Raw genomic sequence first — 287 nt, forward strand, 5'->3', positions numbered from 1 at the left:
GACACGTAGAGCGTCCAAACCTGGGGATGTTCTACATCAGGGCTGTCGGGCGGTCCCGGGTCTGCCAGATTGGCGGTGCCGGAGCTGTATACGCCGATCTCGTTGAAGCTGTCCAGACGGGTGTTCTGCGGCGAGTCATCACTGTAGGGGAGGATTCCCTCCTCAGCGGTATCCAGCAGGATATCGCCAGTCTGGCCATTGACGCTGACTACGCCTGGCAGGCCGGTGGGACCGACCGGGCCCTGTGGGCCGGGCACGGAGCTCGGCAGATTGGCAGCGGTCTTGAA

At 63.4% G+C, this 287-nt stretch carries 1 pseudogene; it reads right to left on the bottom strand.

The annotated features are described in order from the left end of the window. A pseudogene (locus PA598K_RS37085) lies at positions 1–287 on the bottom strand (collagen-like protein); the annotation flags it as partial.

It is taken from the genome of Paenibacillus sp. 598K, from assembly GCF_003851045.1.
Classification (GTDB): domain Bacteria; phylum Bacillota; class Bacilli; order Paenibacillales; family Paenibacillaceae; genus Paenibacillus_D.